This window comes from Rahnella sp. ChDrAdgB13, assembly GCF_017655185.1.
Lineage (GTDB): Bacteria > Pseudomonadota > Gammaproteobacteria > Enterobacterales > Enterobacteriaceae > Rahnella > Rahnella contaminans.
Genome location: NZ_JAEMGT010000190.1, coordinates 1 through 3,770 on the forward strand (window position 1 = coordinate 1; position 3,770 = coordinate 3,770).

At 45.0% G+C, this 3,770-nt stretch carries 6 protein-coding genes and 1 pseudogene; all 7 read right to left on the bottom strand.

Going from position 1 to position 3,770, the window contains the following annotated elements; translation table 11 throughout:
- Positions 1-198 (bottom strand): annotated as a pseudogene (locus J8X26_RS26340) (Tn3 family transposase); the annotation flags it as partial.
- 28 nt (positions 199-226) lie between these two features.
- Positions 227-589 carry a transposase gene (locus tag J8X26_RS26345; RefSeq protein WP_208952488.1) on the bottom strand — a complete coding sequence of 121 codons (363 nt, stop codon included), beginning with the start codon at positions 587-589 and terminating at the stop codon, positions 227-229.
- Positions 582-1,247, bottom strand: a complete 666-nt coding sequence (locus J8X26_RS26350) for a DUF6710 family protein (protein WP_208952489.1) — start codon at positions 1,245-1,247, stop codon at positions 582-584. Before J8X26_RS26350 ends, J8X26_RS26345 begins: the two co-directional genes overlap by 8 nt.
- Positions 1,248-1,406: 159 nt before the next feature.
- Positions 1,407-1,832: a Shiga toxin A subunit gene (locus J8X26_RS26355; protein ID WP_307803522.1), complete on the bottom strand. Its 426-nt coding sequence runs from the start codon at positions 1,830-1,832 to the stop codon at positions 1,407-1,409.
- Positions 1,829-2,347 (bottom strand): DUF2778 domain-containing protein, encoded by a 519-nt coding sequence (locus J8X26_RS26360; protein WP_374101310.1) that lies wholly within the window; start codon positions 2,345-2,347, stop codon positions 1,829-1,831. Before J8X26_RS26360 ends, J8X26_RS26355 begins: the two co-directional genes overlap by 4 nt.
- Positions 2,348-2,542: 195 nt before the next feature.
- Positions 2,543-2,887, bottom strand: a complete 345-nt coding sequence (locus J8X26_RS26365; RefSeq protein ID WP_244370880.1) for a hypothetical protein — start codon at positions 2,885-2,887, stop codon at positions 2,543-2,545.
- Positions 2,888-2,938: 51 nt separating this feature from the next.
- On the bottom strand, positions 2,939-3,770 hold an 832-nt coding region (locus J8X26_RS26370), incomplete at its 5' end, for a hypothetical protein (RefSeq protein ID WP_208952491.1).

Genomic DNA, 3,770 nt, shown 5'->3' on the forward strand with positions numbered 1-3,770 from the left:
TTTCCAGTTCCGGACTCTGGGCATCAGTTTAATGCCTAACAGGAAAGCCAGCCCGTAAACGGGCGCACTCTGTGCCTGCGTATCGCCGTGTAAAATATCGGGCTGAATATCTGAATTATTTTTGGTAAGCCCATCCAGAATGTAGATCGCTTCCCACGCGCCGCACGGAATAAAATGCGAAAATAAGGCAATATGGGTTTCTACGCCGGAACCGCCGAAATTTCTGTTATCCCTCATCCCCTTCAATATCATCGTAATAAAGACTTTCAGGATAAAGACCCATCAGTTGGGTTAGGGTATCCTGAACTTCATCAAGCCTATTTACGAGGTGGGATATTTGTTCGTCCAGGTCGCTTGCCAGCTCAAATAATGCGGGAACCCGTCTACGTGAACCTGCGTTGATCACCGCCATCGCTATTTCATGGAGCCTAAGTAAATCTGTTCTGATTTGCGGCGGCGCTGAATAATCACCATCATTAAAAACACCGCGTAAATCATCGATAGCATCAACAGCCCGCAACAAAGAGGCTGTTTCAAAATTATCTGGTGAGAGTTTTTCCCATTCTAAATTAGTTATTTGATCACCCATTATTTTCTCCTTCAGCGATTAAACGTCCTATCTCAAACACCGCAGCTGACCGCCCGGATTTCACAGCTTCGGTTTTCTGGCCGTCAACAAACCAGTGAACGCCATCCGCTCGGACCAGCTCAAACATGTAGGACATATCGTAAACGTGATCCGGGATCACGGTCCCTTCCCCGGCCAGAATGCCCGCCGTAATGGAATGGTTGCCGCCACGAACGAAGCCAATTCGCCACGGCAACCACAGGTCAACGTAATGGTTGATTTTATCCTGCTTCCACGGGCTCCCCTTATGGGTTCCGATGTACGAAAGGTTATCGATATAACGCGACAAACTCCACGGCCAAGGCAGCACGATGTCACTTGCCAGCGACAACGGATAATCAGCGCTGTCCAGCTCACCCTCTTTCATCTTCTCGTAAGATTGCACCTGGATAAGTCCATCAAAGAAAAACTCTTGTGGGGTCATATCCGGGCGGGAATCCGCCCCTTCTTCTGCTACCGCCAGCAGTAAGTCACTCTGAACTGGTCGCACGATAGCGCGAAGGAGATCCGGCAGAGCCGCAACAGGCAGTTTTTCGGCCACAGAAAGTAGGTGATCGAAGCGATTTTTTTCACTGCTGGCTGCGGGTTCTCCTTTCTTATTTTGGTTCCAGAACATCATCCTAGTCCTTAGCCCTCCCTGTCGTAGTCATGTCGATGATTTTCGTGCTCATGCTGCGTTAAAGGGGTCTGAAGCCCAACCGTACGAAAACGTACGCTAAGTACATTTTTTGTACAATTGATCGATAAAAAGGATCAATTAATGATCCTTTTTATGTTTTTAGAACTCACGGGACAACGTCAAATATCCATTAAATCGGACAGAGCATTCATCGTTGTTTAACAGGCTGGAGACTATATAAACATTGCTCGCGCCTTTCGCGTTGGTATAGGTGTATTTCGCCGTTAGGTTCATTGCACCGTTATCGTGGTAAATGCCGTAGTAATCTTTGAGTGAAAGACCACTACCGATTTTCGCATCTTCCTGTGCAAGCTGATGCGCGAACGCATCGGAAACAGGAGAAATATTCAACACTTCAACCACCGTTTTATCTCGCTCAATCCCCTTAACGCCTTCTTTAGTCACAGCGGATAAGAGCATCTCTTCAGCATAATGGCCCCGTGTGGCGCATTCGCTACCAGGTGTATCTGCTGCGTAACCAGCGAAGGGTAAGATGGCCAGCGTCAACACATAACAGCGAATCACCGTACCACCTCAAGGATCGCACCGTGCTCTTTACTGACCAGTAAACGCGTGGATGGACCCATGATAATGCAGCCTTCAGACGCGAAACCCTTGATGCCGTGACGCTTGTCACCGTGCATCCTGAATGTACGCATATCACGCGCGTAAGAGTTGCCGCTGATATGGTTCAGGGTTATTGTCAGTGGGCCTTTGCTGGTTCCGGTGCTACCTATTTTCCACGTTCCTCGCGGGATAGGCCCCATCCCGCGAACCTGCTCGCGGTCAGGGTTATTTTTATTTGTCAGTATGCCGGAATAGCCTGTTTCGATTAACTTGCCATCGCGGTATAGCTCGCCCGTACTTTGTTTATAAAGCCATTTAGCCATTGTGATTTCCTTATGCTGTTTTTCGCTCGTTCCAGCTATCGGCGTGTTTAATATTGCCGTCTGTATAATGCCAGTCGATTTTTCATAACGCAGGCCAACATGCTCTATGTGGCCGTGCTTTTCAAAATCCGGATCTTTGGTGTCGAACATAACAGGTACGACATGGCACACCTTCACATTCTCAAGCGTCGTAACGAAATATTCTTCTTGGGGTCAGTTTGGATATCGAAAATTATTGTACGTTAAGGTTGTTTTTTAACCACTTAGATGTGAGAAAACCGCTCTGCTCTCTGAGCGGATTTTCGTATCTTGATGAGCGATGCTGAGATCTCCTCTCAAACGATCTTAAGAAGATCCTTCTGAATCTTTGATCGTGATAGTGTAGGTTTTGTCGAAATCGCCTGATTTTGAAAGCATTCCGCCACCTAAGCCGCCATGTAATCGTACTTTAACTATACCTGCTTTTGTTGGTATCCCTCTAATCTGAATACAATTATTGAGTTCTTTATCATCACAATACTGTAAATGGAGGCCTAAATTATCAGGATGAATATCTCCTGCAATTACCTGCTTGCCATCAATATTATAAGCTAGAACTCTTCCGCCAAATATATTTATTTGGCTATAATAAGGAGCCCCTACAGTTGCTTCATTAAGGATATCCCCTTCTGGCTTAAAATCTGCCTTCATGGTACATGCAGATAACAGAAGCAAAGAAAAAGCAAAAAGTATCTTTCTCATTTACTTTAATGGTTTGAAAACCATCCCTCCAAAAAATCTATTGATAAAAAATTGCAAATCTTTTTTTTGTTTTATCCAGTTAATTACCTTTCCCCAAGAGAATAATTTTAATGCTATGTCTCCATTAGCTTCTTGTGTGACCGGACCATCCCATACAATCCAGTGCGTAGGTAACGTTGTTTTGTTTGTACTATATTCAAGAAGCCCATCGTTTATTAATGTTACGACTTTATAACCTTGCTCTATATATTTATTTAAATCTCTGATCCCCTGAACGCCTGCCTGGGTGATCCCTACATTACTATAGACCACTTCATAACCGGATTTTTCAAACCATTCCGTCAGTGTTTGCCACATTGTGATGCCTGCAACTGGAGAATCAAGAGCATCAAAGTTCAGTACGGTATTCTCTGAATCCCTGAGTCCAGCTAGTGTCATCCAGTCAGTACCGGCTATCTTCGGCCTGCCGTCATCAAAGTAAAATGTACCTGTTGGGTGTCGGCAACCTTCACTAGGCGAGATGATTAAGTCACCTATTTTAGTTTTCCCGTACCGCCAAAGTTCACGGGCAGCTTGCGCATACACATCAGGGCGATCCTTTTGCAGACAGTAAAAAAATGCAGCAGGTCCACATACACTTGCTGCTATTTGATTAGGGAAATCAAATCCGTTAAATCTTTCATCTATTTGACGTTCTATTAAATTTTTATCAAAAGGGTCTCTGGGATTTCCAATGGGGTATTCCTTTGCAATAAATGCGCGTTCCGGGATGGTGATTTTAATCTGCTTTGTTTCGCCCCCCTGACTCTCAGGTTTCATTGTCCCTTTTGAC